This window comes from Nocardioides sp. NBC_00163 (assembly GCF_045206295.1).
Classification (GTDB): Bacteria; Actinomycetota; Actinomycetes; order Propionibacteriales; family Nocardioidaceae; genus Nocardioides.
Window position 1 is genome coordinate 2382333 of the sequence record NZ_CP108155.1, and the last position, 26431, is coordinate 2408763.

Genomic DNA, 26431 nt, shown 5'->3' on the forward strand with positions numbered 1-26431 from the left:
TTCGTGCGTGAAAGGAAATTTTCTTTCACGGCGCCGGTCTCAGGTCCGGTCTCTGGTCCGGTCTCAGAGCGTCGGCCAGTGCTCCGCCCACGGCTTCGCCTGCTCCAGCTGAGCAGCGACCTGCAGCAGCAGGCCGTCGTCGCCGAGCTGACCGGAGAGCTGGATGCCCAGCGGCAGTCCGGTGGCGGTCCGGTAGGTCGGCACCGAGATCGCCGGGCGTCCGGTGATGTTGGCGAGCTGGGTGTAGGGCACCCAGCCGAGGTTCTCGTCGACCAGCTGGTCGATCATCCCGGTCGCGCGCATGACCCGCCCGCCGTGCACCTTGTGCAGCACCCGCGCGGCGGTCTGGAGCGCCTTGGGCGTGGTCAGCTGCCCGACCTTCAGCGGCGGCTTCGCCAACGTCGGGGTCAGCAGCAGGTCGTACGTCTCGTGGAACCCGCTGAGGCGGCGTACGTGGTTGCGGCGGTTGATGTGCGCGAGCTCGACGGCGACCACTCCCCCGGCCCGGCCGAGCTCGGCAACGGCGAGGGTGTCGGCCTCGAAGTCGGCGTTCTTGGCTCCGACGCGGAGCTTGGCCTCGGCTACCTCGGCAGCGGCGGAGGCGAACCAGATGGTGAGGAAGTCGCGGCCCAGCTCGGCGGCATCGTAGGGCGCCTCGACCTCCTCGACGTCGTGGCCGAGCGCTTCGAGGGCCTTGGCCGCGTCCTCGACGGCCGCGATCGCCTCCGGGTCGGGCGCGGTGATGGAGGACGTCGAGGTGAACCCGATCCGGAGCTTGCGCGGCGCGGCCGCGATGGCCTCGGAGAAGGCGGCGCCAGGGTGCGGCGCGTGGATCATCGCCATCGGCTGGTCACCGATGAGCGCGTCGTAGAGCCCGGCCGCGTCGCGGACCGTGCGGGTCACCACGCCCTGGACGACGAAGCCGTTGGAGGCATCCAGGCTCTGCGGTCCCAGGGGCAGCAGCCCGCGGGTGGTCTTCAGACCGACCAGGCCGTTGCAGGCAGCCGGGATCCGGATGGACCCGCCGCCGTCGTTGGCGCCGGCGGCCGGGACGATCCCGGCGGCCACCGCCGCCCCGGAGCCACCCGAGGAGCCGCCGGGCGTGTGGTCGGTGTTCCAGGGGTTGCGCGCGGCGCCGAACAGCTCCGGCTCGGTGATCCCCTTCGACCCGAACTCCGGGGTGTTCGTCTTGCCGAAGATCACCAGGCCGGCGTCCAGGGCGCTCTGGGTGAAGTAGGAGTGCTCCTCGGCGACGTCGTCGACGAGCGACCTCGAGCCGTACGTCGTCGGGTGCCCCTGATACTCCTGAGCCAGGTCCTTCACCAGGAACGGCACCCCGGCGAACGGCCCGCTCGGGCCGTCGCCGGCGACCTGGGCGTCGGCCTCCGGGATGTCCGCGACGATCGCGTTGATCCGTGGGTTCACCGCCGCCGCCCGCTCCCGTGCCGCGGCCAGGACCTCGGCCGCGGTCACCTCCTTGGCAGCGACCAGCCGCGCCAGCCCGGTGGCGTCGTACGTCAGATACTCATCGACCCGCATGAGCGCAGGTTAGCGGCCAGACCGGCATCGCGGGCCGATGTGAGTCGGTCGATCCTGATTTCGCCTCGGGGCTATGTTTCCGGGCATGGCCATCATCGACGGCGAAGCCGCACCCACGTCGGACAAGACCGCGGACGAGACGGCGATCGAGGCCCTGGTGGGCGCGTTCTTCTCGGCCTTCACCTCAGGACCGGACGCGGCCGCACGCCTGGACGTTCTGCGCCGGATCATGCTTCCCGGCGCGACCGTGGTGCGCACGTGCGGCCTGCCGGTCGAGGTCTACGACGTCGAGTCCTTCATCGCCCCGCGCCTCGCGCTCCTGACCAGTGGCGAGATCAGCGAGTTCGAGGAGTGGCCGGAGCCCGGTCGCACCGACGTCTTCGGCGACATCGCCCATTGGTGGGGCGCCTACGGCAAGCGCTGGGGCGCGGACGGCGAGATCCACACCGGCAGGGGCATCAAGACGATGTCGTTCGTACGCACCGACGACGGCTGGCGGATCAGCTCGGCTGCCTGGGACGACGAGCGTCAGGGTTGATGGCCGGTCAGTTGAAGATCTCCCGGTAGTCACCCTCGACCCGGTCGCGCTTCCACAGGTCGATGCCGGTGGAAGCGGCGTACTCGTCGATCCTGGCCAGCTCCTCGCTCGTGAGCTCGGGACCGGAGAGCGCGCCGATGCAGTCGGTGACCTGCTCGGGGCGGGAGGCGCCGATGACCACCGAGGTCATCCGCGGATCGCGCAGCGCCCAGGCGAGCGCCATCTGAGCGAGCGTCTGGCCACGATCGACGGCGAGGGCGTTGAGCGACTCGATGCCGGCGAGCGTCTCGGGCGTGAGTGCCTCCGGGGTCAGGAAGCGGGCCTTGGCAGCGCGCGAGTCCTCCGGGATTCCGCCAGCACCGAGGTACTTGTTCGTCAGCAGACCCTGCGCCAGCGGCGAGAAGGAGATCGCCCCGGCCCCGACCTCGTCGAGCGTGTCCAGCAGCCCGTCGGTCTCGAGCCAGCGGTTGAGGATGGAGTAGGACGGCTGGTGGATCAGCAGCGGCGTACCGAGGTCGCGGAGGATCGCCGCCGCCTCACGGGTCAGCGCCGAGGAGTAGGAGCTCAGTCCGACGTAGAGCGCCTTCCCGGACCGCACGATCTGGTCGAGGGCGCCCATCGTCTCCTCCAGCGGCGTGCTGGGGTCGGGGCGGTGGTGGTAGTAGATGTCGACGTAGTCGAGCCCCATCCGCTTCAGCGACTGGTCGAGGCTGGAGATCAGGTACTTCCGCGAGCCGCCGATCTTGCCGTACGGCCCCGGCCACATGTCCCAGCCGGCCTTGGTCGAGATCACCAGCTCGTCGCGCAGGTTGGCGAAGTCGCCGCGCAGATGGCGCCCGAAGTTCTCCTCGGCGGACCCGTAGGGCGGGCCGTAGTTGTTGGCCAGGTCGAAGTGGGTGATGCCGGCGTCGAATGCCGTACGCAGGATCGCCCGCTGCCGCTCGAACGCCAGGTCGTCACCGAAGTTGTGCCACAGCCCGAGGCTGACCGCCGGCAGATCCAGACCGCTGTGCCCGGTCCGCCGGTACGGCATCGCGTCGTAGCGAGCCTCCGAAGGAACGTACGTCATGCGCCGGTCCCCTTTCCTGCGCGCAGCGCCACCTTGATCATCGGCCACTGCAGCGGCAGCCGCGCGACCGTACCGGCGAAGAACCCGGCCGACTTGGGGGTCCGCTTCCGGTTCGCCCGCTTCCCAGCGTCGACACTCATCTGCACGTTGGCGGGGAACACACCGACCAGCAGCGCGGCACTCGCGAGCCCCGCGATCCGACGGGTCTTCGGGTGCAGCAGCCCCAGCCCGCAGACGATCTCCGCGACCCCGGAGACCTCGACCACCTTGCGCGCATCCGGCAGCGCCGACGGCACGATCGGCTCGAAGACCTGCGGCTTCACCAGATGCAGGGTCCCCGACCCGAGGAACAATGCGGCCAACCCGGCCAGCGGCAGATCGAGCCGCGAAGAAGATTCAGTGCTCACGGGACGACTCTGTCACGCCCGCCCAACGTGGGAGCCGGGGAGTCACCCAGTGACCCTTCGACAGGCTCAGGACACCGCCTCAGGACTCCCGGGTCGGCCTGCTGGATCGCCGTTGCGGCGGCGCCGCGAGGCCTGATGTTTGCGTGACACGGCGACGAGCGGAACCGCCACCGAGAGCACAGAGCTGTTCGCGCCGAAACGATCGACTCCGTCACTGCTCGGGACGAAGTCGTACGTCGCAGGCTGGCCGGTCAGCTCGCCGATGACCGTGCCGTAGAGCTCAACGGCGAGACGCATCGCGCTCGTCCTCCCAGGTGGCGGTCAGCTCGACTCCGGTTGCGCGCATCATGTCGAGCAAGCGGCGTACGTAGATCGTCGACTTGCCCGATTCGACGTCACTGACCGTGCTCTGCGGCACGCCGACCGCATCCGCCAGCTCCGTCTGCGTCATCCCGCTAGCCAACCTTGCCTGCTGAACCGCCAGCCCGAAGTCGGCCGGTGCCCGCAATCGCGCACGACTCATCTCGCTCGCTCCTTCCATCGCGATTTCACGATGAACCCAGAGTATCGCGAAATCGCGATAGCATCACGGTATCGTGATTTCCCGATACCCGCACGACAGCACCCGCAATCGATCCGTACCGTGAACCACTGTGGCGAACTCGAAGATCGCAGCCACCTGGTGACTGCGATCTACGAGTTAGAGGCTGATCAGGCGCCGGCAGCCTCCCGCTCTTCGAGCTTCGTGAGGCAGATGTCGACGATCATGTCCTCCTGGCCGCCCACCAGACCCCGGCGGCCGCACTCCATGAGGATGTCGCGGGTGTCGACGCCGTAGCGGGCGGAGGCGTTCTCGGCGTGGCGGAGGAAGGAGGAGTAGACGCCGGCGTAGCCCATGGTGAGGGTCTCGCGGTCGACGCGTACGGGGCGGTCCTGGAGCGGACGGACGATGTCGTCGGCGGCGTCCTGGAGCTTGAACAGGTCGCAGTTGTGCTTGAAGTCCGACAAGTTGGCGACCGCGATGAACGCCTCGATCGGGCAGTTGCCGGCGCCGGCGCCGTGACCGGCGAGGGAAGCGTCGACGCGATAGACGCCGTTCTCGACCGCGACGACCGAGTTGGCCACCGACAGCGACAGGTTCTCGTGGGCGTGGATGCCGATCTCGGTCTCGTCGTTGAGCACATCGCGATAGGCGCGGGCGCGGTCACGTACGTCGTTCATGGTGAGCCGGCCACCGGAGTCGGTGATGTAGACGCAGTGGGCGCCGTAGGACTCCATCAGCTTCGCCTGCTGGGCGACCACCTCGGTCGGCGCCATGTGGTTGAGCATCAGAAATCCGGAGACGTCCATGCCCATCTCGCGTGCGGCGGCGATGTGCTGGGCCGACACGTCGGCCTCGGTGCAGTGGGTCGCGACCCGGACCGAGCGGACACCCAGGTCATAGGCACGTTTCAGGTCGTGGATCGTGCCGACACCGGGAAGCAGCAGGGTCGTCAGGCGGGCTTTCTTGATGACCGAGGCGGCAGCCTCGATCCACTCCCAGTCACTGTTGGAGCCGGGACCGTAGTTGACCGAGCCGCCGGTCAGGCCGTCGCCGTGGGCGACCTCGATGGCGTCGACGCCGGCCTCGTCGGCCGCGATGACGATCCGCTTGACGTCCTCGGGCGTGATCCGGTGGCGTACGGCGTGCATGCCGTCGCGCAGGGAGACCTCTTGGACATAGATGGGCGTGCTCATCGTCAGTTCTCCTTCGCCGCCGCGATGCGCTCAGCCATCTGCAGAGCGGCCGAGGTCATGATGTCGAGATTCCCGGCGTAGGCCGGGAGGTAGTGCGCGGCGCCCTCGACCTCGAGGAACACCGACACCTGATGGGTGGGCCGGGTCGTCTCACCCTCGGCCAGCAGCGTCTCCACCGGCTGATCCGAGGGGATCTCCTGCACCTGCACCTTCTGCTTGAGCCGGTAGCCGGGGACGTACGCAGCGACGTCACCGACCATCTTCTCGACCGACTCGGTGACCTCCGCGGTCAGCTCCTCCAGGGAGCGCGACCCGCCCTCGACCAGCGCATACACGGTGTCGCGCATGATCAGCGGCGGCTCGGCCGGGTTCAGGATGATGATCGCCTTGCCGCGCTTGGCACCGCCGACCTGCACGATCGCGCCCGAGGTGGTCTCGGTGAACTCGTCGATGTTGGCCCGTGTGCCGGGACCGGCCGAGCGCGAGGAGATCGAGGCGACGATCTCGCCGTAGGCGACCGGCACCACCCGCGCGACCGCGGCCACGATCGGGATCGTCGCCTGCCCGCCGCAGGTCACCATGTTCACGTTCGGGGCGTCGATGTGCTCGTCGATGTTGACGGCCGGGATGACGTACGGCCCGATCGCCGCGGGGGTGAGGTCGATCAGCCGCTTCCCGTAGGGCTCCAGCGCGGCCGCGTTGGCGACGTGCGCCTTGGCCGAGGTCGCGTCGAAGACGATCTCGATGTCATCGAACTCGGGCAGGTTGATCAGCCCGTCGACACCCTCGTGGGTGGCCGCGAACCCGAACTTCCGCGCCCGAGCCAGACCGTCGGAGTCGGGGTCGATCCCGACCATCGCACCCATCTCCAGGTGCTGCGAGGTACGCATCACCTTGATCATCAGGTCGGTGCCGATGTTGCCCGACCCGATGATCGCCACTTTGCTCTTGCTCATGGAGGTCACTTCCCTACGCTGAAGGCCACCGAGCCGAGGCCCGACACGGTGGAACGAACGGTGTTGCCCGGGGTGATCGGCCGCATCGGGCCGAGCGCGCCGGAGAGGATGAGCTGGCCCGCACGCAGCGGCTCACCGAAGTCACGCGCATAGCGAGCCAGCCACTGGACGGCGTTGACCGGGTCGCCCAGGCACGCCGCCCCGGTCCCGGTCGAGACCTCCTCGTCGTCGATCGACATCGACATGGTGACCTCGCGAGGCTCGAACTCGTCCAGCCGCCGGCGCTCGGTCCCGAGGACGTAGGCACCCGCGGAGGCGTTGTCCGCGACGGTGTCGCCGAAGGCGATCTTCCAGTCGGCGATCCGGCTGCCGCAGATCTCGATCGCGGCGACGGCGTAGTCGATGGCCTCACGGACCTGGTCGTAGGAGAGGTCACCGTCGGCCAGGTCGGCGGCGAGCACGAAGGCGATCTCGGCCTCGGCCCGCGGCTGCAGGATCGCATCGGCGGTGATCACTCCCCCGTCCGCGTACGCCATGTCGTCGAAGAGCACGCCGAAGTCGGGGGTGTCCACGCCGATCTGCTCCTGCACCGCCTTCGAGGTGAGCCCGATCTTGCGGCCCACGATCTTCGCCCCGCCCGCGAGCCGGGCGGCGGTGAGGCGCTCCTGGATCGCGTACGCCGTCTTCAGGTCGGTCGCGTCCAGCAGGTCCCGCATCGGCGGCACGGGGATGCCCGTGGCCGAGGCGGTCTGCAGCCGATCTGCCGCGGCATCGACGGCAGCATCGGACGGGGAGGTCACGTCGTTCATGTCCCCACGGTCTCAGCAGTTGGGCGAAAGAAGCGGGGTAGTCGTCCCGCTGACCGGTACGGTGATCTCATGCCGCACCAGCCTGCCGATCTCGACACCGTGCTCGGCAAGGCGGTGACCATCCTGCGGGCCTTCACGGTCGACGATCAGGTGCTCTCGCTGGCCGAGCTCGTACGCCGCACCGGACTCCCCAAGGCGACCGCCCACCGCGTCGCCGGTGACCTGGTCACCAACCGCCTCCTGGACCGCACCAACCTCGGCTACCGCCTCTCCGGCGGCCTCTTCGAGCTCGGCATGCGGGCCTCGGTCGAACGCTCGCTCCTGGAGCTGGCGATGCCGTTCCTCCAGGACCTCTACGAGCGCACCCACGAGACCGTCCACCTGGGCGTACGCGAGGGCCACGACGTCGTCTACGTCGCCAAGATCGGTGGCCACCGCCAGGCGAAGTCACCCTCCCGGCCGGGCGGCCGGATGCCGGTCCACTGCACCGCGATCGGCAAGGTCCTGCTCGCCTACGCCGACCCCGAGGCGCAGCAGGAGATCCTCAGCGGCCCCCTCGAACGGCGTACCCCTCACACGATCGTGGCACCCGGCCTGCTGGAGCGACAGCTCGCCGCCGTGCTCGAGAACGGCGTCGCCTTCGAGCGCGAGGAGTCGGCCGCCGGGCTGCAGTGCATCGCGGCCCCGGTCCTCGCCGAGGGGGGCGACAAGGCGCTCGCCGCGATCAGCGTCACCGGCCCGGTGGGCCGCTTCCGCCCCGAGGCCCACGTGACCATCGTCCGGGCCGCGGCCCAGGGCCTCTCCAGCCTGGCGAGTCGCCGCCGCTCCCTGTCCAGCTGACGCGGGTCAGTCCGTGCGTGCCGGCGGCAGGTCGGCCAACCTCGCATCCGGATGCGCTCGAACGGCGTCGAGGAGCTCCAGCCAGCCGCGGCCGACCTCGTCGAGCCTGTCCTCGGAGACGAGCCGGAAGGCAGTAGCCCGCAGCACCTCGACACCCACCTCGGGCGTACGTCCGGTGGTGCGCAGCGCCGTCAGCACCTCCTCGAACAGCTCGGCGGGCGCGGCGGGATCGCCCGCCAGCGCCCACTCCAACTCCCCTTCGGTTGCGACGCCATCCTCATTCACAGCTTGATCCAGTAGCGCCGGGTGAGCCCGTAGCCGTACGCAGCAGCGTCGATGACGTCCTGGAGCTCGCCGCCCTGGGACTCGATGGTGCGCGCCGAGGCACCGTTGTCCTCGTCGCAGGTGATCAGGACGCGCTCGAGGCCCAGCGCCCGGGCCTCGTCGAGTACCAGGCCGAGCGCTCGCCGGGCGTGCCCCTGGCGACGGGACGAGGGCCGCACCGAGTAGCCGATGTGCCCGCCGACGTTCTCCAGGAACTCGTTGAGCTCGTGCCGGAGCTGGATGAACCCGACGACCTGGCCGTCGTCGGTGATCCAGAAGGACGAGGCGTGCACCCGCCCGGCGGGCGGCGGGATCGTGAGGTTCCGGTCCCGCGCGGTCTTCGCCACCAGCCGCTCGCACGCCTCGCGGCTCACGTCGGCGGCCTCCTCGTCGGCGATGGCGGCGCCGTCGACATGAGCCCCGCCGAATTCGGCGACGGACGCCGCCCAGGAGTCGTAGAGATCGAGCGTGGGAAGGGCAAGTGCTGTCATGCCGCAAGCAGACCAGCACACGGCCCGCCGGAACAAACCGTTATCGCGGAACGACGGGTGTCAGCCGTCGATCACCACGGTCCCCTTCGCACGCGAGACGCACAGGATCATGTGGCCCTCGCGCTCGTAGTCGGCCAGCGCATGGTCGCGGTGCTCGACCTCGCCCTCCAGCACCCGCACCCGGCAGGTGCCGCAGAACCCCTGCTGACAGGAGTACGCCTGGGCCGGTCGCACCCGGCGGACGGCGGTCAGCGCCGACTCCTCGGCGCCCACCTCCACCTCGACGTCGGAGTCCTCGAGGCGTACCCGGAACGGGCGGCCGCCGAGCACCGGCGGTGGGGAGAACCGCTCGTAGTGCAGCGTGTCGATCTGCGGATCGGGGATCTGCGCGCGGATCGCGTCGATCATCGGCATCGGCCCGCAGCAGTAGAGCGCAGCGCCCTCCGGTGCCAGCGAGATGATCTTGACCGCATCGGGGACGCCCCTCTCGTCGTCGGGCCACAGCTGGATCTCGTGGTCGCCGACGATCTCCCGGATCTCCGCGAGGAACGGCATCGTCTCGCGGGAGCGGCCCGTGTAGACGAACTCGTACGGCACGCCCCGCCGCACCACGTCGCGCAGCATCGGCAGGATCGGAGTGATCCCGATGCCACCGGCGACGAAGAGATAGCCGGCGGGAGAGTCGACGAACGGGAACGCGTTGCGCGGCCCCTTCAGGATCAGCCGGTCGCCGACGGAGAGGAAGTGCGCCTCGACGGAGCCACCGCCTCCGCCCGCGGTCGGCTCGATCCGCCGCACGCTGATCCGGTAGGCGGAGAGGTCGTCGGGGTCGGAGTTGAGCGAGTACTGCCGCAGCCGGCCGCTGGGCAGCACCACGTCGACGTGCGCCCCCGGGTCCCAGGCCGGCAGCTCGCTGCCGTCCTCACGCTCGAACCAGATCGCCTTGACGTCGAGGCCCTCCTCGTCGATCCGGCTGACGCGTACGTACAAGTCGCGGTCGATCCTGCCGAGCGGCTTGCGACGCCGCCAGGATCGGTAGGCGGCCTTGGTCCAGTAGCTCCCGACGATCGCCTCGAAGCCCCGGTAGAGCCGCGAGTCGGGGATGTCCGGGACGGCGTAGTGCGCCGGCTTGCTCACTTACCCTCCACGTTGTGCGCCTCCGCGATGGCGTCGGCGCGCAGCGCCGCCGGAGACTTGGCCAGGTAGCTCACCGCCTGGGCGGTCGACCCCTCCTTGGACGGGTCGTAGTCGGGCAGGAAGAACTTCCAGGTCGCCCACCCGATGCGTACGACGCCCGGCACCAGCCCACGACGCTCGGCGTCGATCAGCTGGAACAGTCCTGCCCTCGGCCGCTTCGCCGGATCAGGCTCGGTGGGGTCGTTCTTCATCAGGTAGCCGGCGCCGCGCCACCACAGGACTAGCAGGGCGGTGCCGCCGAGCAGGTACGAGCGGACCCGGCGGAGGTAGCGCCCGTCGACATGCTGGAAGACGTCGTAGGCGACGTTGCGGTGCTCGACCTCCTCGGCACCGTGCCAGCGCAGCAGGTCGAGCATCGTCTCGTCGGCGCCGGCCGCGTCGAGCGCGGGCGAGTTGAGGACCCAGTTGCCGAGCACGGCGGTGAGGTGCTCGAGGCCCGCGATGATCGCGGCGCGCTCGATCAGCCACTCCTCCTTGGCCCGGCCGGTCAGGTCGCGGTCACCCAGGATCTTGCGGAACAGCGCCTCGATCTCGGCCGCGAACGGACGTACGTCGAGACCGTTGTCGGTGAAGTAGTCCTGCACCTCCTGGTGGGCGGCGGCGTGCACGCCCTCCTGGCCGATGAACCCGATCACGTCCTCGCGCAGCTGGTCGTCCTCGATCAACGGCAGGATCTCGGAGAACACCTTGACGAACCAGCGCTCGCCTTCGGGCAGCAGCAGGTGGAGCACATTGACGTAGTGGGAGGCGAAGACCTCGCCCGGGATCCACACCAGCGGCAGCTTGCTCCAGTCGAACTTCACGTTCCGCGGATGGAGGGCCACCTTGGCCGGCTCGTGCCCGCGCTTGCTCTCCTTCGTCTCTTTACTCATCGCACACCCTCCTTCTCGATGAAGGCCACGATCTCGCCCGCGACCAGCTCCGGATCCGCGGCCACCACCCAGTGGCCGCCGTCGATGACCTGGGTGACCAGGGACGTCGCGTACGCCCGGGGTGCCTCGGTCTGCAGTGGCACGGTCACGTAGGCATCGTCACGCGGGGCGATCACCAGCACCGGCACGTCCGTCGACCGCGCCGACGGACGGAGCAGCTTGCCGAGGAAGTTGGCCCGGTAGAGCTCAACCCCGTTGACCTGGTCCTTGGTCGGCCGCTCCTCGCCACCGACGAACTTGGCGAGCAGCCCCGAGCGCACCATCACCTCGGGCAGCAGCGGCAGCTGGAAGGCGAAGACATACCAGGAGTGGGCCAGCTGCCGCAGCGAGCTCCCCAGGTGGGTCCGCTCGCGCAGCCAGGTGGTCGCCATCCCGAGGTCGGGCCCCGAGATCGAGACGTACGTCGCGATCCGGCTGCCCAGGGCCGGGTCGGTCACCGACTCCCAGGTCTGGATCGAGCCCCAGTCGTGCGCAGCGACGTGCACCGGCGCGTCGGGCGAGACGGCGTCGATGACCGCCTTGAAGTCCGCGGAGAGCTGCGCCAGGCGGTAGCCGACGGTCGAGTCCGGAACCCCCGACTCCCCCGTGCCGCGTACGTCATAGGCGACGACGTGGAATCGCTCGGCGAGCACCTTGGCGACCCCGTCCCAGACGGAGTGGTTGTCGGGGTAGCCGTGGACGAGCACCACGGTCTCGGCATCGGTCGGCCCCTGCTCGTAGACCGCGAGCGTCAGCCCGTCGGTGGTCTCGACCACCCTCTTGGTCACCTCAGTCACGCGCGTCCTCCTCCGATCGCGGGCATCTCACCAACACTTTAATGAGACACCGTGTCCGCGAACAATAGCAAGCACCGATCCTGGATGGCGGAAATGGACCGACCCGCCGCAGACACAGTCTGCGGCGGGTCGGTCAGGAAGCAGTGGCTACGAGGCGCTGTGGGAGTCGGCCAGGCGCGACTCCTCGGCGGCTTGCTCCTCGAGCTCCTTGCGGCGGCGTTCGACCTGCAGAGCGACCTCGGCAGGGTCGTCGATGAGAGCGGCCATGCCGCCTGGGACACGTTCGAGCGCCTCCCGGGCGAAGATCTGCTGCATGGTGGTGGTGCGCTCGGAGCGGTCCTTGCCGATGAACGACATCATCCAGTGCAGCGTCGCGGTGAGCCGGTTGCGGAACCCGGTCATGTAGGCCAGGTGGACGACCAGCCAGCCGAACCAGGCGAGAATGCCGGTCAGCCTGAAGTTGCCCATCATCAGGACCGCGTTGAAGCGGGAGATGGTGGCCATCGAGCCCTTGTCGAAGTACTTGAAGTTGCCGGGCTCGGGCTTGTTCTTCAGACGGGCCTTGATCGTCTTGGCCGAGTGCTTGCCGCCCTGGATCGCGACCTGCGCGACACCGGGAAGGTGGTCGAGGCTGATCATGTCGCCGACCACGAAGATCTCGGGGTGATCCGGCAAGGTCAGGTCGGGGTTGACGGCGATCCGACCGGCGCGGTCGAGCTCGGCACCGGTCTGCTTCGAGAGCGTCTTGCCCAGCTCAGAGGCCTGGACGCCGGCGGCCCAGATCTTCGCGATCGACCCGATCCGCTCGGTCCTGCCGTCCTTGAACTTCATCTCGATGCCGAACTCGTCGACGTGAGTGACCATCGCACCGAGGACGACCTCGACACCGGCCTTCTCCAGCGCCTGCTCCGCCTTGGCGCCGAGCTTCTCCCCGAACGGCGGCAGCACCTGCGGGGCCGCGTCGACGAGCACGACTCGCGCCTTCTCCGAGGAGATGTGGGTGAAGTCGTTCTTCAGCACCCGGTTGGACAGCTCAGCGATCTGGCCGGCCATCTCCACACCGGTCGGGCCGGCACCCACGACGACGAAGGTGAGCAGGTCGCCGATCGGCTCGCCGCGCGAGGCGGTCAGCTCGGCGATCTCGAAGGCACCGAAGATGCGCCCGCGCAGCTCGAGCGCGTCGTCGATCGACTTCATGCCGGGGGCGAACTCGGCGAAGTGGTCGTTGCCGAAGTAGGACTGGCCGGCGCCGGCGGCGACGATCAGCGAGTCGTACTCGACGTTGATCTCCTGGTTGAGGATCTGCGCCGTGACCTGCTTGGCCTTGGTGTCGATCTCGGTCACCTCGCCGAGCAGCACCGTGGCGTTCTTCTGCCGGTGCAGGATGTCTCGGGTCGGCGGGGCGATCTCGCCCTGCGAGAGGATCCCGGTCGCCACCTGGTAGAGCAGCGGCTGGAACAGGTGATGGGTCGTCTTCGCGATCAAGGTGACCTCGACGTCGTCGCGGCCCTTGAACGCCTTCGCGGAGAAAAGACCCCCGAAGCCGGAACCGATGATGACGACCCGGTGCTTTGCCTGGTCCGCTGACATTGACTAATCCCCTACCTCAAACGAGATCTTTTGAACGTTCCACCTCATATTCTGAACCATCCCGGCGGATCTGTTCATTCCCGGGCGCGACTACTTCGTCACAGTCGCTGGACGGCCGCCGAGTATGCGTTCCGACCGCGTGTCCGTTACCCCGTCAGAACCCCTTGACTTTAATCTGTGAGGGCGACCGGGACCTTGGGCCCTAGTGGTCCATGGCCCGGATCAGACACCTTCAAGTGCGGAAAATTCTTTCAACGAACAGCACACAACGAACCGTGTGTATCCCGACCCGCGAGATCGGAGGAGGAGAACATGCCGTTGAGCCGGCCAGCTCTCCTGCTCCGCACCGGTTCCCGCGCCGTTCAGGACGCCCGCGTCTGGGTCCGAGCGGCCTGCGAGGAGATCGAGCGCACCGACCTCGTGGACTGCGCCGAGTACGGCGTCTCCGAGCTCGTCTCCAACGCGCTCTTCCACGGCACCGCCCCGGTCACGATCCGGATGCGCGGCACCGTCGACCACCCCCGCGTCGAGATCCGTGACGGCTCGACCGAGCCGCCCCTGCTGCCGGTCCCGCTCGCCCTCGACGACGAGGACGAGGTCCTGCTGACGGTCGGTCGCGGCCTCTCGATCGTGGCCAGCGTCTCGGAGGCCTGGGGCGCCGACATCGACGCGTCCGGCAAGATCGTCTGGTTCACCCCCGCGGCCGAGATCGACGAGGGTGACGGCGTCGAGGGCGTGATCACCGGACCTCCCGGCGCTCCCCCGAAGCCCGAGCGCCTCGGCACCGAGGCGGTCGAGGTCAGCATCCTCGGCGTACCTCTCGCCCTCTACAGGGGCTTCCAGCACCACTTCCGGGAGCTGCGGCGCGAAGTACGCCTCCTCTCCCTCGCCCACGCCAACGACTACCCGCTCGCCGCGAGCCTCTCGGCCCTGTTCGGCTCGCTGGAGCGTCAGCTCCTCGACGGCCTCGGCCACGGCCAGCTCTCCGGGGTGATCGGGTCGAGGTCGGGCCGCGACCGGGAGACGGCGGACCTGCACGTACGTATGCCGCGGTCCGCGGCCGAGACGATGCGCCGCTTCCTCGACATGCTCGACCTCATCGACGAGTTCTGCCGCCAGGAGCGGCTGCTCGTCCTGGCCCGCTCGCCCGAGCAGGTCACCTTCCAGCGCTGGTTCCTCGGCGAATACCTCACCCAGGCCGCCGGCGGCCGCCCCACCAGGTGGAGCGCGGCCCACATGACCGGTCACGCCCGCTAGAACCCGTACGCTGTCCGCGTGCTGCGTGAGCATGGCGACCTGCTCGCCCCCATCGCTGCCGGTGGAGCGCTCGGCTCACTGGCTCGCTGGGGCCTGACCACCGCCCTCCCCCACGGCGGCCACTCCTGGCCGTGGGCGACCTTCCTGACCAACGTCTCCGGCTGCCTGTTGCTGGGCGTGCTGATGGCCTTCGTCCTGGGCCCGTGGTCGACTGTCCCGTTCTTGGGCCGCTACCTGCGCCCGTTCCTCGGGGTCGGCGTGCTCGGTGGCTACACCACCTTCTCGACCTACGAGCTCGAGACGTACGTCCTGGGCGGGCATGCGCCCGCGCTCGCGATGCTCTACCTGCTCGCCTCGGTGGTCTCCGGTATCGGTGCCGCCTGGCTCGGGCTGACGCTCGGCCGGGTGGTCGTACTGAACAGCGGCCGAGAGGTCGTGGTCGACGGCATCGACCCCGACCTCGATCCCGACCCTGCCACGGATCCGGGCCGAGGAGAGGACCGGTGACCGCGCTCCTGGTCCTGCTCGGCGGCGCGATCGGCGCGCCGGCGCGCTACCTGACCGACCTGTACGTCCGGGAGTGGACCCGCACGGACTTCCCGTGGGGGACGATGGCGGTCAACGCCATCGGCTCGCTCGTGCTCGGCATGCTCGCCGGGGCAGCTGCGAGCGGCGTACTCCCCGGGTGGGTGCTCACCCTGGCCGGCACCGGCTTCTGCGGAGCCCTGACGACGTTCTCGACCTTCTCCTACGAGACCGTCCGCCTGGCCGAGAACGGCCAGTGGCGGTCGGCCGCGCTGAACGTCCTCGGCTCCCTCGCCGTCGGGACCTCCGCGGTCAGCCTCGGCTGGTTGATCGGATCGAACCTCTAAGCCCAGCCGAGCTGGTGGAGCTTCTCGTCGTCGATGCCGAAGTGGTGGGCGATCTCGTGGACGACGGTGATGCGGATCTCGGCGGCCAGGTCGATCTCGTCCACGCACATCTGCTGGAGAGGCTGGCGGAAGATGAAGATCCGGTCCGGCAGCGTGAGTCCGTAGAGGTCATTGCGGTCGGTCAGCGCCACGCCGTCGTAGAGACCGAGGGTGTCTTGGGGCTCGCCCTCGGACGGCCACTCCTCGACCAGAACGACGAGGTTGTGCACCTGAGCGGCGAGCTCATCCGGAATGGCGTCGAGCGCCTGTTCCACTAGTTCGTCGAAGCGCTCTGGGCTTATCTCAATCCCCACAGAGGACATTCTGCCGGGTGACAGGCTACGCCGCTCCCACCGACGAACTTTTCCGCAGATTTGCGCGAGCCTGGCGCTCCAGGTCCCGCTGGTGGAGCTCTCCGTTGCGCGGGCGGCCGCGGGTGCGCTTGCGAGCGACGACGATTCCCTCGTAGAAGACCTCGCCACCCCACACCCCGTGCGGCTCCTGCCGGGCGATCGCACCCTGCAGGCAGGAGCGCTGCAGCGGACACGTGCCACACAGCTCCTTGGCGCGGTCCGCGTCCACGCTGGTCGCGGCGAACCACAGATCGCCGTCCTCGATCGCGCACGGCAGCTCGCTCCAGTGCACGCCGGTCGTCTCTCTTGCCGCCGCCACAGGCGAACCAGTCATCACAGCCCCATCCCCTCGCTGATCCCCGTCGTCAGGGATACCCACTGAAGAGGGTGGTCGGATGGCCTGTCAGTTTTCTGTCAATAGGCAGGTGCTTGGACCGGTCGCGCAGAGTTGAGATGTCATCTACATCAGGGGATTCCACAACATCGCGACCCTGCTGGTACAAACTGTCCACACTAGAGGGAGGAAGGGCTAGGGTTTGCGAACATGCGCTCAATGAAAAGGGCCTCGGCGTCCATCACCGTGGGCCACCGACCGGTGGAGGATTTCCACCGACGGATGGCGCATGATCCCAACAGCCGAGCCATCGCCTCGGAGACCCGCGACTGGCTTCTGGTGAAGTCCCTGCTGCAGCCCGGTGAGGTCCAGTGGGCCCGGGTCGCGGTCAAGTTCCCCCACGAGGGAAACGCGTCGGGTCACGCCTTCCTGACCGACCGCCGGGTGATGTTCGAGTTCCACGAGCGCGTCTTCTCCGTCAACCTGGCCGTGCTCACCTTCATCGGCGTTCCGCCGCCCCCCAGCCTGGGCGACTTCATCATCGAGGCGCTGGTCCCCGGATCGTCCTACTCCACGACGATGAAGATCCGGGACAAGGACGCCTTCCACGACTTCTTCCCGACCCTCGACTACGCGGCGCGAGCCGCCGGCGCGCAGGTGAACGTCGACGCCAGCTGGGGTGGCGAGTACGGCACCGGGAACCCCTACGGTCAGCCCTCCCCGAACAGCTACGGAGTCGCGCCGGCTCCGGGTTCCTACCCGAACCCGGGCTCCTACCCGAACACCGGCTCCTACTACCCCAACCAGGGTCCGTACGGCACCAACACCGGCTCCTACGGCCAGGCGCCGAACACGGGTGCACAGCGCACCGTCGGCAACGGCCCGTACGTCGGACAGCAGGGGGCCCAGCAGCGTGCCCGCGAGGAGGCCGCGCTGATCGAGGCCAACCTCGCCCACGCGCTGCCCGCATTCCTGCACGAGGGTGAGTCGATCCTTGCCGGGGCCGACATGCTCCAGAACATGACCGACGTCGAGATGAAGGTGATGGCCACCGAGTCACGCCTGATCGTCGTCGAGGGCAACATCCTGTGGGCATCCCCGCTGGAGCACACCCACGTCATCTACGCCGGTGGCGAGCGCAGCCACCTGCGGCTCCTGGCCGACCGGGTCACCGAGACCATGGCGCTGACCCCGGGACCGCCGACGGCCAACCCGTCCGACCGGCGCCGCCTCGTACTTCGTACGCTGCGCGACGCCGCTGCCGGCGAGCAGCTGCACAACCACCTGACCACCAACGGTGGCCAGGTCTTCGACGCCTGGCCTGAGTAGTCGGCCGCGGCGTACGAGATCTGCTTCTACCTACGACGAGAGCCCCAGCCGATCGGCTGGGGCTCTCGTGCGTGAATCGGGGTTCAGTCCTGCGGGTTGAAGAACAGACCGAGCGCGACCGCCCAGACGAGGTGCCACAGGTAGACACCCAGGACGGTGCCCCACCCGAGGTTGATCGAGAAGAAGCCCGGGTCGATGCCGATGACATCCTCCGGGTGCAGGGCCGGGATCCACCAACCGCAGGAAGCGGTGGCGAGGAACATACCCATGCCGAGCGAGCGCGCGAGGTTGCTCGAGGTGGTGTGGGTCTTGCCGAGCCACGGGAAGATCACCAGAGCGTAGGCGAGCGCGAAGACCATGCCGTTGAAGTAGTGGAAGCCCATACCGGCGAACCACTGCGAGACGGCGAAGCCGGCCTCGTTGGCGGTGGCGTTCGGGGTCAGGATGACGCCGTTGAAGAACGCGAAGTCCAGCGGGCCCTCCATGATGCCGAGGCCGTAGATCCAGTAGCCGAACATCGTGGCGAGCTGGGTGGCACCGAAGCCGGCAACGAGCGCGCCGATGAGGCGGTTGTTGTTGACGAACTGCGGCCAGTGCGTGCCGGTGGTCTGCGCCATCACGGCCGGCTGCTGGATCGCCGGCTCCTGGTACTGCGGCTGGGCCTGGGACTGCTGCGGACGCTGGTCCCAACCAAGGGCGGGGGGCTGCTGCTGCGCGGGGGCGGCCGGGGTGCGGTAGGCACCGTTCGTCTGCATCCGTGACGCAAGCTCGTCCGCACTCGCCGCATGGGGCGGCCGATGCGGGTAGTACGACGACATGGTGGTGTTGCCTCCTGAATACCGAACGTCTTAGTCGTTCCCCCGTGCCCTGCCGAATTGCGACGTCGACACAAGCGGCAGAATCCTCTCACGAGAGGACAGCAGCCCGCACGTTACCGCCAAATCGGCTTATATCCCACAGGGACGAACGGCCCGAACCGGGGGTGAGATCGAGGATCTCCGGCCCGAGACTCCTGCCGAAGCAGGACGACCACCCTCCCACGCTCGACACCCGCCGCGCTCGCCACACCCCGGCGTGTCCCCTGCTCCGGGAACAACACCCGACCCACAAGTCACACGCGAAGAAACAAGACCCTTCAGCCACAGCGCCAAGCCAGCGCAAGACGAAGGATCACCACGAGATCCGCCACATCAAGAGCGAACGCTCCCCCGAAGAACCTAAGGGGGTGCGGGGGATATCCCCCGCCGCGGCCGGAGGCCGCCATGGAAATAACGAAGAGGACGTGGTCGCATCTCTGCGACACACGTCCTCTTCGATTCGTTCCGCGACCCTGACGAGACTTGAACTCGCGACCTCCGCCGTGACAGGGCGGCGCGCTAACCAACTGCGCTACAGGGCCTTGTTTGTTTCCGCTGTGTGCGGCAACGGGAAAAACATAGCCCATGGGTGCGGGGGATTCACAATCGGGGAGGGGTCCTACTCCTCGAAGGGCTCTTCGCCCTTGGGCTCCTCGTCGGTGAGGCCCTCGACGAGCCGGTTCTTGACCATGTAGGCCATGGCCCGTTCGGCCGCACGGGCCTTGCGTCGGAGGGCCTCGACACCGGGAGCCTTCTCGTCGCTGTAGGCCGCGAGACGGGCGACCTCGCGCCCGGTCTGACGCTGAATCTCGGACATCGCGAGCCAGACGCCGAGGTCCTGCTCGAGGCCTTCGCGGGAGCGCAGGATCGCGGCGGTGAGGAGCTGGATGACGGTGACCTCGACGTCCTCGGCGGTGGACGAGCTGGAGACGAGGGTGGCGGCGATCGTGCCGGCGCCGGTGGTGGTGATCGCACCGGCGGTGACGAGTCCGCCGACCATCCCGCCGGGGCCGAAGGCGGAGAGAGCGCCGATGATCGCCGCTCCCCCGGCCAGCCCGGCGGGGGCGGCCAGCGCGAGCCCGATCGGACCTGCGACCAGCACGGCGGCGCCGATCCCGATGCCGACCCACAGCTTCCACTGGTCGACCGGGTAGACGGCCTTCGAGGCGGACTGCATGGCGATGTGCAGGTTCTCGCCGAGCCCGCCCCCGAGCCCCATCCAGACCGTCAGGTCGTGGAATGCCTGGCGGCGTACGTCGTCGGGGACGTCGATCTCATAGGGCCGCACCGGGTTGGCGGTCGCCAGCGCCACCAGGGCGAGGACGGCCTCCTCCTTGGAGAGCTGGGTCAGCGGCTTCGGCCGGGGCAGGTCTCGGTCGCTGGGACCCTCCGGAATCAGCCCTGTCGGTGAGACGCGCAGGTCGAGGAGCTGTTGGGGGATGCGTACGCCGTCGGTCCGGTAGTTCTCGATCAACCGCTCCAGCACCTCGTGCTGGACGACACGCAGAGCGGCGCCGAAGCGCTCCTGGGTGGCGCCCTTGAGGTGGTCGCGCAGGAACTGGGCGTAGGCGAGCCACAGGGCCAGGCGGACCTCGAGCGAGTTCAGGGCGACGTCGGGGGTGCCCTCGACGATCGCGAGCTCTTTGGTGAGGGAGCCGAACAGGCCGCGCCCGATCGCGGTGGCGACCGGCTTGGCACGGAGGTAGGTGGTGGTGCGGTGGTCGAGGCCGAGCCCGACCTGGAGGTCGAGCGCCCACGGGAAGTGGCGCCAGATGCCGCGCAGGCCGGTCACCGCGTCGCCGTTGCTCCAGACGTTGACCCACCAGCCGACGTGGTCGACCGGCAACTTCATCTCGAGGCGGTCGGAGTCCTCGTGGAGGTTCGGGTGGGCGGCCGGGCTGCCGATCGTCACCAGCCCGGTGACCGTCAGCTTCGGCGGGAGCCGGCGCAGCAGGTCGATCGCGATGATCGAGCCGAGACTGTGGCCGACGATGACGATCTCGCCCTCCTCGGGGAGCTCATCGAGGACCATCCGCAGCGTTCGTGCCCGGATGCCGGGCTTGGTCACGTAGTTGTGGGCCTGGCGGAGCACGCGCAGCACGATCGGTGCCAGCGAGTCGGTGACGCCGACCGGCGAGGCGGGCACGGGTTCGCCGAGGATCGACTCGAGCTCGGCGGTCGCGCGCTCCACCCGGCGGCGTACGTCCCGCTGGTCGGCGGCACTCAGCCTCGGCGTAGTGACCGGCGGGATCTTGATGGTCTTGTCGCCGTCAACGGTGCGCAGCACGTCGGGATATTTCGGAGCGATCACCTCGACCTCGTCGAGCCCCGGGTAGCCAGCATCCTGCAGCGCGTTGTCCAGCGCGCGGCGCCAGGCGTCGCGGGGGTCGCCGTTGCCGACGCCGTGAAGGTAGAGAAGCGAGACCACCTCTCGATTCTCTCCCATGCCGGGTACTGCTCCGCCTATTTGGACGAGGGGGTCAGTCGGCGTCCAGGCCCTGCTCGATGGCGTAGCGGGTGAGCTCGACGCGGTTGTGCATCTGGAGCTTGCGCAGGGTGTTCTGTACGTGGTTCTGGACCGTGCGGTGGGAGAGCACGAGGCGGTCGGCGATCTGGCGGTAGCTCAGCCCCTTGGCGACGAGCTTGAGGATCTCGGTCTCGCGGTCGGTGAGCATGGGCTTGTCGCCGCGCACCTCGGTGGCGGCGCTGTGCTGGAACTCGCCCAGGACCAGACCGGCGAGGCCGGGGGTGAAGACCGGGTCGCCGGCGGCGACGCGGCGTACGGCCTCGAGGAGCTCGTCGCGGGAGGCGGACTTGACCAGGTAGCCGGTCGCGCCGGCCTTGACCGCGGCGAGCACGTCGTTCTGCTCGCCGGAGGCGGAGAGGATGAGGACCTTGGCCATCGGGTGCAGCGCGATGATCTCGGTGGTGACCTGGACACCGTCGGGCTCGGGGATGTGCAGGTCGAGCACCACCACCTCCGGCCGGGTCGCGGCGAACCGGGTGATCGCCTCACGGCCGGTGCTGGCGGTGGCGACGACCTCGAAGCCCGCACCGGCCAGGTCGCGCTCCACCGCGTCGCGCCACATCGGGTGGTCGTCGACCACCATCACTCTGCTCATGCATCCACTCCTGTTCGGGGGACCGTGAGCTCCCACTCGGTCCCGGTTGCTCCGGTGATCAGTTCTGCCTTGCCGCCGAGGTCCTCGATCCGGCCACGGATCGACTCGCCGATGCCGAGCCTGCCCTGCGCCCCGGCCTCGACGACCCGGCCGGCCGCGATGCCCGGCCCGTCGTCACGCACCGAGACCTCGACATGGTCGGGGAAGGCCTGCAGGAGCACCCAGGCACGGGCGTCCTCACCGACGTGGCGACGTACGTTGTCGAGCGCCGCGCGGGTCGCCGCGACGATCTCCTCGGCCGGGCGTGCGGGCATCTCGACGGCGGTCGCGGGTCCGGAGACGGTCACGGTGCCGGTCTCGAGCTCGGCGAGAGCGGCGGCGAGGTCGACCATCCCGACGGCCGGGTTCCGGCCGGGCTGTTCGCCGCGGATCAGCGCTCGCAGCTCCCGCTCCTGCTCCCCCGCCAGCCTGCCCAGCTCGGCCGCGTCACCACCCAGCTCGCCGCCGCGGCGCTGGACCAGGGCCAGGACCTGGAGCACCCCGTCGTGGACGGCCCGGGCGAGCCGGGCTCGCTCCTCCGCCCGCGCGGCCGCGCGCTGCGCCTCGTCCCGCTCCAGCGCCATCCGCTGCACCGACTCGCACATGTAGCCGACCACCGGGCCCCCGATGACCAGCAGGAACGCGTTCCCGTAGATCGACTGGTCGATCTCCTGCCGCAGCACCAGGTCGACGCTCGCCAGCGCCACCCCGGCCAGCAGCCCGCCGATCCAGCGGTAGTGGATCGCGCACGCGAGCAGCGCGCCGCTCACCCAGAAACCCGGCACGCTCGCCTGGAACCCCGGCCCCTTCACCAGCGGGGTCACGAGCAGGAGCCCGAGCGCGATCGCCAGGTCTGCGCCGACGAGCACCGCCGTGCGGCGGGCGGGTGCTGCGTACGCCCAGAGGGCGAAGGCCGTCCACCCCACCATGACCAGCGCGCAGATCAGCGCGGCCGCGGGCGGGTCGAAGTTGGCGGCGCGGTAGATGGTCAGCGCGATCGCGTTGATGAGCACGACCACGCGCAACACCGCCAGCGCCCGGAAGAGCCGGCTCTCGACCTCGATCGCCGCTGGCGACGTCCACGCACTCACAGTCGGAAGTGTTGCATCCGCGCGACCCGGTGCGTTCCGGATATGAGTATCCGTGCGGATGCCGGCCGGGCCGTCGCACCGTGAGACTCGAGACATGGAAAGACTGTGTACCCCCTACCGGATTCGAACCGGCGCTACCGCCGTGAAAGGGCGGGGTCCTGGGCCGCTAGACGAAGGGGGCCTGCGGGCACATCCTAGAGGTCTGCGTCCGAGGCCGCCAAAGCGAGGCCGTACGTCCGGTTTCGAGTCCCGATTCGGAACGTCGCGGTCGCTTCCGGTAATGTTTCACCTCGCTTGGGCAGGTAGCTCAGTTGGTACGAGCGATCGCCTGAAAAGTGATAGGTCGGCGGTTCGACCCCGCCCCTGCCCACAAGCAACAACCGGCTTCGACCTGCAGTTATGGGTCGAAGCCGGTTGTCATTCTGGATCAAGTCTCAGCGCACACCCTGCGTTTCCCGCACGCGCATCGGCGGATCTACGCAAGGATGGTTGGCTGTGAAGTACGCCGATCCTGGTCGCTGCCCCGACTGCCGGGAGGCCTTCGAGCCCGGCACCAGCCCCTGCCCGCACTGCGGGCTGCCGCTGGAGAACGCCGTCGCGCAAGAGCTCTACGGCACCCTGCTGCGGGCCGACGTACTCATGACGCGGTTGCGCTCGATCCGGGAGGAGGCGAGCCGAGCCGCGCACCGGACCCCGCCGCCCGCTCCCCTGCCGGTCTCCGCTCCGCCCGCGGCGCCGCCGCAGATCCAGCCCGAGCCCGAGGCCACACCGCTCGCGGACCCGGCCGCGACCGCCGTGGCCGGACCGGCGCCGTTCCCCGGTGCTCCGGTCGCCCGGCGGGCACCGATCACGGTGCCGCTGATCCTGGTCGGCGTCGGCGTGCTCTTCCTGCTGGTCGCTGGCGTCATCTTCCTCGCGGTCGCCTGGGCCACGATGGGCGTCGGCGGCCGCACCACGATGCTGCTCGTCTTCACCGCGCTCTTCACGATCGGTGGCGCGGTGCTGATGCATCTCGAGCTGCGTGCCGGCACCGAAGGCGTCTGGACGCTCGCGCTAGGGCTGCTAGCCCTGGACATAGCCGGCATGAAGTACGCCGGTTGGCTCGACGGAGTCGACTGGGACCGGGGCTTCCTGGTCATCGTCGGCGTGGTCGTCTTCCTGGCCGGCACCGCGATGTCCCTGATCGGCGCGCGTAGCGAGAAGCTCACCGCGGTGATCGGGCCACAGGTGGCGGCCGCCGGCGGCGTACTCACCGCCCTGATCGGTCTCGAGCTCATCTCCGACCTGATCTGGTTCCCGCTGATCGCAGCGGTCATCGCCCTCCTCGTGGTGATCGTGGCGAGCAAGACCGACCTGCAGGCGCTGACCCTCGGCTCGATGGTCGTGATGGCGGCCTTCTGGTTGATGCTGCTCGTCCGAGGCCTTGCCGATCCCGCCCTGACCGGCTCCGAGCTGCTGCGTGGCGGCACCCTGCCGCTGCTGCTCGGCGCCGCCGCGGTGCTGACGGTCGTGGCGCTGCTGTTCCCGCTGCCCAAGGACGCGAAGGTCGCGATGGTCGGGGTGTCTCTCCTGATCGCCGCCTACACCTTCACCCAGCCCGCTCTCGATGACGGTGCGGTCACCCTCACGGTCGTGGCCGTGGTGGTCACCCTGATCGCCGCCGGCGCGCTCGTCGCGCTCCCCAGGCCCTGGCGCTGGGCAGCCGCCGCGTTGACGCCGTACGCCGTGGGCCTGGGCATCGCCGTCCTCATCCTGGCGGTCTCGGCCGCCGTCCGGCTCGCGGCCGTGCCCTGGACCGAGTCCGCGTTCTCCCCGGTCACCGGTCCGGAGTCGTTGCTGCCGGGCTGGCTGACGCTGCCGGCAATGCTCGCGATCCTCGCCCTCGGGACCGCCTGGTTCTACCGCTCCAACCCGCCCGCGTTCCGCACCTACCGGCCCACGGTCGGCTGGATCACCTTCTCCGGCGGCGTCACCGGATTCGCGATCACGGCGGCCTGCTACGGCGCCCCGCTGCTGTTCCCGGCGCTGCTGCTGCTCGGTGTCGCCGTCGCGCTGGCCTGGTGGGCGGAGCGGTGGCCACGGCTCCTCGCCGCCGGCATCTTCGGGCTGGTCGCCCTCGGCGCGGCGCTGCCCAGCGACCTGCTCACCGTGGTCGTCGCGCTCGCGCTGGCAGCGGTGGCTGCGTACGCGGGTCAGGGTCTGCTCGGCGCCGACCGCGAGGTCGTCGCCAGCTATTCCGTCGCGACGCTCACCCTCGGTCTGTGGTCGCTCGCGCCGCTGATCGACGTGGAGCGGCAGTGGGCCGCGTGCGTGATCGTCACGGTCCTCGGACTGATCACGCTCTTCCGCTTCCGCGGATCGGGTTGGTGGGCGGCCGTGGCCTGCGCCGCGATCTCGATCGGGATCGGCGCGGTCGACGTGACCTGGGCGGCGGTCCTACTGACCATCGCGACCATCCTCGCCGCGGCCATCGGCCTGCACCACCGCCAGCCTCCCGCGCTGGCCGTGGCAGGCACCGTCGGGCTCGGCGCGGCCACGGCAGCGGTCCTCTCCAACGACGTGCTCGCGCTGGTCGTGACCCTCATCCTCACCGCCCTGGGCCTCGTCGTCGACCGCGTCCAGTCGGGCACGACCAGGGAGGTCGCGACCGCCTACTGGATCCTCGCCCTGACCGCCACCGTGTGGCAGGCGGCCCGGTTGGCCGACATCGAGCGTCCCTACACCGCTGTGGTGGTCGTCGTGGCGATGGGCGTCATCGTTCTCGTACGCCGCAGCCCCGCCATCGAGGCCGCGGCCGCCACCGGTGCCGCGGTGTCGATCGGCCTGGGTGCCTTCGAGGCCGGGGCGCTCGACACCGACTGGCTGGCGATCCTCCTGCTGATCGCCGGCGTCATGTGCATCGCGACGATCCTGCGACACGAACCGCAGCAGTCCGGGCCACGGCTCACGGTCGCCGGTCTGCTCGGTCTGGGATCGCTCGGCGCCGCCTTCACCAACGAGCTGCTGGCACTGGTCGTGGCCGGGGTGCTCACCGCCGCGGCGGTCGCCGTCGACCGGCTCACCCAGGAGCTGCAGACCAAGGCCGTCACCGCGCCCTACTGGATCATCACGCTGACCGCGTTCTGCTGGATGTTCGCCAACCTCAGCGACATCCCCCAGCCGTACGCCGCGGCCGGGATCATCGTCATCCTGACCGTCGTCACCATCTTCCGGCTGCTGCCCTCGGCCGAGATCACCGCCGCAGTCGCCGCGGTCGTCACGATCGTCGTCGGCACGGTCAGCCTTGGACCCACGATCGTCCTGACCCCGGACGGGCCGACCGCGGTCGGATCTCGCGGAGTCGATCTGCCCTGGTTGAGCATCCTGCTGACCCTGGCCGGAGCCGCCGTCTCCGCGCACGCGATCGCCCACCACGAGCGTCGCTGGCTGGGGTGGGCCGGTGCCAGCCTGGCCACCATCGCGCTGTGGATCCGGCTGGCCGACACCTCGGTCACGACCTGGGAGTACTACACCCTGCCGCCCGCGATCGCGCTGGTCGTCTTCGGCGTGGTCAAGCTCCGCCTCGACAGAGACGTCGCCTCGCTGCCGGTGCTCGGGCCGGGCGTCTTCCTCGCGCTCATCCCGTCCGTCCCGGCAGCCCTCCAGGACCCGGTCTCGACGCGGACCGCAGTGCTCGGCATCGCCTGCCTGGTCTTCATCCTCGGCGGCGCCTGGCTGCGCTGGGCAGCACCTCTGGTCGGTGGCGCCCTGGTCGCCTCTGTCCTGGCCCTGGCGCAGATGCCGTCGGCGCAGGCGCTGCAGCAGTGGTGGGTGCTCGGAGCGGCCGGACTCCTGCTGCTCTTCCTCGGCATCACCTGGGAGGCGCGGCTCCACGACCTGCGCCGGGCCACCGCGTATGTCCGGGGGCTGCGTTAGGGCGGTGCCCACGCGCCC

The 26431-nt window shown here is 69.4% G+C and carries 27 protein-coding genes and 3 tRNA genes; 8 read left to right on the plus strand and 22 right to left on the minus strand.

The features are described from left to right. Positions 1–63: 63 nt before the first annotated feature. Positions 64–1539 carry an amidase gene (locus OG801_RS11490; protein WP_406035795.1) on the minus strand — a complete coding sequence of 492 codons (1476 nt, stop codon included), beginning with the start codon at positions 1537–1539 and terminating at the stop codon, positions 64–66. 85 nt (positions 1540–1624) lie between these two features. On the opposite strand from OG801_RS11490, the gene OG801_RS11495 reads away from it, so the two are divergent. Beyond that, positions 1625–2077: a DUF4440 domain-containing protein gene (locus OG801_RS11495; protein ID WP_355019570.1), complete on the plus strand. Its 453-nt coding sequence runs from the start codon at positions 1625–1627 to the stop codon at positions 2075–2077. A gap of 7 nt (positions 2078–2084) precedes the next feature. Here OG801_RS11495 and mgrA read toward each other — a convergent pair whose 3' ends face one another. From mgrA to OG801_RS11530, 7 genes are all read right to left on the minus strand, one after another. Then, positions 2085–3146, minus strand: a complete 1062-nt coding sequence (gene mgrA / locus OG801_RS11500) for an L-glyceraldehyde 3-phosphate reductase (protein WP_406035796.1) — start codon at positions 3144–3146, stop codon at positions 2085–2087. After that, positions 3143–3553, minus strand: a complete 411-nt coding sequence (locus tag OG801_RS11505) for a DoxX family protein (protein WP_355019572.1) — start codon at positions 3551–3553, stop codon at positions 3143–3145. The genes mgrA and OG801_RS11505 overlap by 4 nt, the downstream gene beginning before the upstream one ends. 66 nt (positions 3554–3619) lie before the next feature. Then, entirely contained in the window at positions 3620–3850 is a 231-nt protein-coding gene (locus tag OG801_RS11510; protein WP_406035797.1) for a hypothetical protein, read from the minus strand. Further along, complete coding sequence (locus tag OG801_RS11515) at positions 3834–4094, minus strand: helix-turn-helix domain-containing protein (RefSeq protein ID WP_406035798.1); 261 nt, start codon at positions 4092–4094, stop codon at positions 3834–3836. The genes OG801_RS11510 and OG801_RS11515 overlap by 17 nt, the downstream gene beginning before the upstream one ends. Before the next feature lie 170 nt (positions 4095–4264). Further along, complete coding sequence (gene dmpG, locus OG801_RS11520; protein WP_406035799.1) at positions 4265–5290, minus strand: 4-hydroxy-2-oxovalerate aldolase; 1026 nt, start codon at positions 5288–5290, stop codon at positions 4265–4267. Between the two features lie 2 nt (positions 5291–5292). After that, positions 5293–6246: an acetaldehyde dehydrogenase (acetylating) gene (locus OG801_RS11525; RefSeq protein WP_406035800.1), complete on the minus strand. Its 954-nt coding sequence runs from the start codon at positions 6244–6246 to the stop codon at positions 5293–5295. Between the two features lie 5 nt (positions 6247–6251). Then, positions 6252–7055: a 2-keto-4-pentenoate hydratase gene (locus OG801_RS11530; RefSeq protein WP_406035801.1), complete on the minus strand. Its 804-nt coding sequence runs from the start codon at positions 7053–7055 to the stop codon at positions 6252–6254. Between the two features lie 69 nt (positions 7056–7124). On the opposite strand from OG801_RS11530, the gene OG801_RS11535 reads away from it, so the two are divergent. Beyond that, a complete protein-coding gene (locus tag OG801_RS11535) occupies positions 7125–7895 on the plus strand; it encodes an IclR family transcriptional regulator (protein WP_355019578.1) in 771 nt (256 codons plus the stop codon). A gap of 6 nt (positions 7896–7901) precedes the next feature. Here the strand turns inward: OG801_RS11535 and OG801_RS11540 are convergent, their stop codons facing one another. The 6 genes from OG801_RS11540 to OG801_RS11565 all read right to left on the minus strand — a co-directional run bounded on the left by OG801_RS11540 (position 7902) and on the right by OG801_RS11565 (position 13205). Further along, a complete protein-coding gene (locus tag OG801_RS11540; RefSeq protein WP_406035802.1) occupies positions 7902–8180 on the minus strand; it encodes a hypothetical protein in 279 nt (92 codons plus the stop codon). Next, positions 8177–8710, minus strand: a complete 534-nt coding sequence (locus OG801_RS11545; RefSeq protein ID WP_406035803.1) for a GNAT family N-acetyltransferase — start codon at positions 8708–8710, stop codon at positions 8177–8179. Before OG801_RS11545 ends, OG801_RS11540 begins: the two co-directional genes overlap by 4 nt. Positions 8711–8770: 60 nt before the next feature. Continuing rightward, a complete protein-coding gene (locus OG801_RS11550) occupies positions 8771–9847 on the minus strand; it encodes a PDR/VanB family oxidoreductase (RefSeq protein ID WP_406035804.1) in 1077 nt (358 codons plus the stop codon). Next, positions 9844–10779 (minus strand): metal-dependent hydrolase, encoded by a 936-nt coding sequence (locus tag OG801_RS11555; protein WP_406035805.1) that lies wholly within the window; start codon positions 10777–10779, stop codon positions 9844–9846. Before OG801_RS11555 ends, OG801_RS11550 begins: the two co-directional genes overlap by 4 nt. Next, a complete protein-coding gene (locus OG801_RS11560; RefSeq protein ID WP_406035806.1) occupies positions 10776–11615 on the minus strand; it encodes an alpha/beta fold hydrolase in 840 nt (279 codons plus the stop codon). The genes OG801_RS11555 and OG801_RS11560 overlap by 4 nt, the downstream gene beginning before the upstream one ends. Before the next feature lie 147 nt (positions 11616–11762). Then, on the minus strand, positions 11763–13205 hold the full coding sequence (locus tag OG801_RS11565) for an NAD(P)/FAD-dependent oxidoreductase (protein WP_406035807.1): 1443 nt from the start codon (positions 13203–13205) through the stop codon (positions 11763–11765). 312 nt (positions 13206–13517) lie between these two features. On the opposite strand from OG801_RS11565, the gene OG801_RS11570 reads away from it, so the two are divergent. The 3 genes from OG801_RS11570 to crcB are packed head-to-tail and all read left to right on the plus strand — an operon-like array spanning position 13518 to position 15334. After that, the gene (locus tag OG801_RS11570; RefSeq protein ID WP_406035808.1) at positions 13518–14462 is read left to right on the plus strand and encodes an ATP-binding protein; all 945 of its coding nucleotides are present in this window, start codon (positions 13518–13520) and stop codon (positions 14460–14462) included. An 18-nt stretch (positions 14463–14480) separates the two neighbouring features. Next, positions 14481–14969 carry a fluoride efflux transporter FluC gene (locus OG801_RS11575; RefSeq protein ID WP_406035809.1) on the plus strand — a complete coding sequence of 163 codons (489 nt, stop codon included), beginning with the start codon at positions 14481–14483 and terminating at the stop codon, positions 14967–14969. Further along, positions 14966–15334, plus strand: coding sequence for a fluoride efflux transporter CrcB (gene crcB / locus OG801_RS11580; protein ID WP_406035810.1), 369 nt, complete (start codon positions 14966–14968; stop codon positions 15332–15334). The genes OG801_RS11575 and crcB overlap by 4 nt, the downstream gene beginning before the upstream one ends. On the opposite strand, the gene OG801_RS11585 is transcribed toward crcB, so the two are convergent. After that, positions 15331–15687, minus strand: coding sequence for a metallopeptidase family protein (locus OG801_RS11585; protein WP_406035811.1), 357 nt, complete (start codon positions 15685–15687; stop codon positions 15331–15333). The two genes, crcB and OG801_RS11585, sit on opposite strands and share 4 nt — an antisense overlap. A gap of 25 nt (positions 15688–15712) precedes the next feature. After that, on the minus strand, positions 15713–16060 hold the full coding sequence (locus OG801_RS11590) for a WhiB family transcriptional regulator (protein ID WP_355019589.1): 348 nt from the start codon (positions 16058–16060) through the stop codon (positions 15713–15715). Positions 16061–16342: 282 nt separating this feature from the next. Here OG801_RS11590 and OG801_RS11595 point away from each other — a divergent pair, with 282 nt between their 5' ends. Beyond that, positions 16343–17389 (plus strand): hypothetical protein, encoded by a 1047-nt coding sequence (locus OG801_RS11595; protein WP_355019590.1) that lies wholly within the window; start codon positions 16343–16345, stop codon positions 17387–17389. Between the two features lie 83 nt (positions 17390–17472). Here OG801_RS11595 and OG801_RS11600 read toward each other — a convergent pair whose 3' ends face one another. The 6 genes from OG801_RS11600 to OG801_RS11625 all read right to left on the minus strand — a co-directional run bounded on the left by OG801_RS11600 (position 17473) and on the right by OG801_RS11625 (position 22679). Beyond that, entirely contained in the window at positions 17473–18207 is a 735-nt protein-coding gene (locus OG801_RS11600; protein WP_355019591.1) for a hypothetical protein, read from the minus strand. A 507-nt stretch (positions 18208–18714) separates the two neighbouring features. Beyond that, positions 18715–18788 (minus strand) — tRNA-Asp (locus OG801_RS11605). Between the two features lie 77 nt (positions 18789–18865). Then, positions 18866–20692 (minus strand): hypothetical protein, encoded by a 1827-nt coding sequence (locus OG801_RS11610; protein ID WP_406035812.1) that lies wholly within the window; start codon positions 20690–20692, stop codon positions 18866–18868. Positions 20693–20726: 34 nt separating this feature from the next. Continuing rightward, complete coding sequence (locus tag OG801_RS11615; RefSeq protein ID WP_406035813.1) at positions 20727–21368, minus strand: response regulator; 642 nt, start codon at positions 21366–21368, stop codon at positions 20727–20729. Further along, a complete protein-coding gene (gene macS, locus OG801_RS11620) occupies positions 21365–22498 on the minus strand; it encodes a MacS family sensor histidine kinase (protein ID WP_406035814.1) in 1134 nt (377 codons plus the stop codon). The genes OG801_RS11615 and macS overlap by 4 nt, the downstream gene beginning before the upstream one ends. A 108-nt stretch (positions 22499–22606) precedes the next feature. Then, positions 22607–22679 (minus strand) — tRNA-Glu (locus tag OG801_RS11625). A 115-nt stretch (positions 22680–22794) separates the two neighbouring features. On the opposite strand from OG801_RS11625, the gene OG801_RS11630 reads away from it, so the two are divergent. Both OG801_RS11630 and OG801_RS11635 read left to right on the plus strand, forming a co-directional pair. Then, positions 22795–22868 (plus strand) — tRNA-Phe (locus OG801_RS11630). A 125-nt stretch (positions 22869–22993) separates the two neighbouring features. Next, positions 22994–26413, plus strand: coding sequence for an SCO7613 C-terminal domain-containing membrane protein (locus OG801_RS11635; protein WP_355019595.1), 3420 nt, complete (start codon positions 22994–22996; stop codon positions 26411–26413). The last annotated feature ends 18 nt before the right edge of the window (positions 26414–26431 follow it).